This window comes from Rubrivivax gelatinosus (assembly GCF_016583785.1).
GTDB classification, from domain to species: Bacteria; Pseudomonadota; Gammaproteobacteria; order Burkholderiales; family Burkholderiaceae_C; genus Rubrivivax; species Rubrivivax gelatinosus_B.
Window position 1 is genome coordinate 1 of sequence record NZ_NRRU01000198.1, and the last position, 2,732, is coordinate 2,732.

At 70.0% G+C, this 2,732-nt stretch carries 4 protein-coding genes; 3 read left to right on the forward strand and 1 reads right to left on the reverse strand.

Annotation, left to right across the window (positions count from 1 at the left end; genetic code table 11):
* Positions 1-613, reverse strand: a 613-nt coding sequence (locus CKO43_RS25255; RefSeq protein WP_242481412.1) for an NYN domain-containing protein, incomplete at its 3' end; no start/stop codon positions are given.
* Between the two features lie 253 nt (positions 614-866).
* Here CKO43_RS25255 and CKO43_RS25260 point away from each other — a divergent pair.
* The 3 genes from CKO43_RS25260 to CKO43_RS25270 form a co-directional block, all read left to right on the forward strand.
* Positions 867-1,187, forward strand: coding sequence for a hypothetical protein (locus CKO43_RS25260; RefSeq protein ID WP_200232358.1), 321 nt, complete (start codon positions 867-869; stop codon positions 1,185-1,187).
* 137 nt (positions 1,188-1,324) lie between these two features.
* Positions 1,325-2,311: a prepilin-type N-terminal cleavage/methylation domain-containing protein gene (locus tag CKO43_RS25265; protein ID WP_200232357.1), complete on the forward strand. Its 987-nt coding sequence runs from the start codon at positions 1,325-1,327 to the stop codon at positions 2,309-2,311.
* Between the two features lie 113 nt (positions 2,312-2,424).
* Positions 2,425-2,732 (forward strand): type II secretion system protein (locus CKO43_RS25270; RefSeq protein WP_242481413.1); only part of this gene is annotated, 308 nt, incomplete at its 3' end.

Below are 2,732 nucleotides of genomic sequence, written 5' to 3' on the forward strand. Positions count from 1 at the left end.
GGCTGCTGTGGGTCAGCGGCTCGGGCGGGCGCATCCTGGACCCGGCGCGCCACGAGGTCGAAGCCGGCGCCGCCGCGGCGTCCGTGCCCGGCTGGCCCAGCGCCAGCGCGTCGCGCAGGAAGACACGTTCGTCGATCAGCAGGTCGGCCGATGCCTGGTAGGCCGCCGACGGGAAACCGATCGCCAGCACCGTGGTGCGACGGTCGTAGCGGCGCAGTTTGCGCAGCACCGGCGTGAAGTCGGCGTCGGCCGAGAAGACGATGAACTCGTCGCAGCGTGTCTCGTGCTGCAGCAGGTCGACGATGTCCAGCACCATGTGGATGTCGGTGCTGGTCTTGCCCTGGCTCGTCACCGGCGGGCAGTCGACGATCTCGAAGCCGGCACGCAGGAAGGCGTGGCGGTAGGTCTGGTACCAGTTGGGGTTCAGGTAGCAGCGGCGCACCAGCAGGCGGCGGCGCTCGCCGTCCTCGTGCGGGTCGGGCAGCGCCAGCGCGCTGGTGAGCCAGCCTATCCATTCGGACGGATGGCGTGCAAAACGCTCGGCGGCGTCGGGCTGCAGCTGGCGCAGCTGCGAGAACACATTGTCGAAGTCGACGAAGAGGGCGCTCTTCATGTTGGCGGTGGCTCCCGTGGCGCAGGCCCTGGACGGGCCGCGCTGAAGATTCGGTGGCGGCGAGGCGCCGCCGGCGGCAGGCAGGTTAGCGCATCGACGCCCCGGTACACGCGCCGCCGGCCGGCAGCGCCGACGCCGGCCCGGTGCGCGGCGCCACCCCTTGAACGGGGGTTCATATCGTTGCGCTTGAGACGCATTCTCATTAACATGCATCGCAACGCTAAGAACTGATGCGGCGGAAGCCGCCCACGTGATGACCAACCAGGACGTCCTCAACCGTTTCGTGCGGATCTACGAGGATCTGTTCGCGCACGACGGCTTCGGCGAGATCCGCGTCGAAATGCGGCTGCTGAAGAAGGGGCAGAAGGAAGTCATCCTGCACTGCGGCAAGCAGCACCGCTTCGTCGTCGACTACGGCGAACGCCAGCCGCTGCGCTGGGGCGTCTGGAAGGTCGTCGAGGCGCAACCGGCGGCTGCGGGCGGCGAGCGGCGCAGCGAAGGTGACCGCCGCCGGCATCAGCTTCCGATCGGGTTCGAGGATCGCCGCCGCAACGGCGATCGACGCCAGCGCTAAAAGCGCCTGGCCCAACGGACCGGGGTGGCCCCGGCCGTCATACAGAAGATCCGGACGTCGTCTGGCGGCACCGAGGGGGTGGCGGCCGGCGTCAGCGGGGCGAGTGCCCTGCCGACTTCTCATTCAAGGACTCCGTCATGCTGAACAAGCTTCTCGCGCTGAGCCGCGAGCAACGTGCCGTCGTCGTCGACGCCATCGACCCCACCCTCGTCGCCCAGCCCTGGGCCAGGAAGCGCCTGAAGCGGCTCAAGGGCAAACAGGGTGGCTTCACGCTGCTCGAACTGCTGGTCGTCGTCGCGATCATCGCGGCCATCGCCGGCACCGCCACCATCCTGCTGCGCGACACCGACCGTCAGGCCTCGGCCGCCGCGCACGTCGCGATGATGGACGAGCTGATGAAGGGCATCTCGACCTACCAGGTGCTCAACGACGGCATGCTGCCGTCGAACTTCGACTCGCTGATGCGCAACGCGACCAACTCGCTGGTCGGTGCGGTCTCGGCAGGGGCGGCCGACACCGACGTCATCAACGCCGACCTGGCCGCCAGCCTGACCGCCACCACGGTGCCGGAAGAAGTGGCCACGCTGCTGATCGACGCCGGCGTCAAGACGGTGCGTGTGCTCGACAACGCCGCCGACCCGAACCTCGCCGACGGCGCCGGCGACTGCTCGGCCGCCAACATCCGCACGCTGATCACCAACAAGGGCAACGACGTCACCGCGGCGACGATCTACCGCTCGTCGACTGCCGCCAACGGCTGCGGCTACGACACCAGCTACACGCTCGACGGCACGCTCGCGACGCAGGTCTTCCAGCTCTGGGAAGAGCCGGCCCGCGTCAACGCCGACACCACCAAGGCGGCGATCGCCACCGGCCAGACCCAGTACCTGGTGGCGCTGGGCATCGGCCCCGACACCTCGCTGTTCAACCCCGAGAAGCGCGGCGCGATGACCACGGTGCCGGTCTACCGCCACGTGACGAAGGACGAATACAACCGCTTCGTCGCGCTGCTGAACGTCGACACCGAGGCCTCCGAAGTACGCCTGCAGGCCATCATCGACGGCGCCGGCGACACCAAGGACGAGGAACTCGGCGAGTGGGACGGCACCCGCAGCACGCTCTGACGCCCTGAGCTGACGAGCCACCCGGCGCGGCGCGCCTACGACGCGCGCCGCGCCCTTTCTTCGCCGCGGATCCTGCCGCGGCCCGAACCCCGCTTCCCCGTTCCCCGCTCCCGATGTCCGTACCGAACGCGTGTGCGCTGCCGCGCCCCGCCCGCGCCCGCGGCTTCACGCTGCCCGAGCTGCTGCTCGTCGTCGCCGTGCTCGCCGCCCTCGCGTCGCTGGGCTGGTCGGCTTATGCGGGCGTGCAGCGCGACGCGCACGAGCAGCTGGCGCACGTACAGCTGCAGCAGCTCGGCGACGCGCTGCGGCGCTTGCGCCAGGACACCGGCTACTGGCCGGGCGCGGGCCCGTTCGCGCTCGCCGCGGCGGCCAACGTCGAGACCGCCGATGGCGCCGGCGTGCACTGCAGCGACACCAGCGC

Coding starts and splice junctions, on each gene's coding strand:
- CKO43_RS25260 (WP_200232358.1), top strand. CDS start 867: ATGACCAACCAGGACGTCCTCAACCGTTTCGTGCGGATCTACGAGGAT.
- CKO43_RS25265 (WP_200232357.1), top strand. CDS start 1,325: ATGCTGAACAAGCTTCTCGCGCTGAGCCGCGAGCAACGTGCCGTCGTC.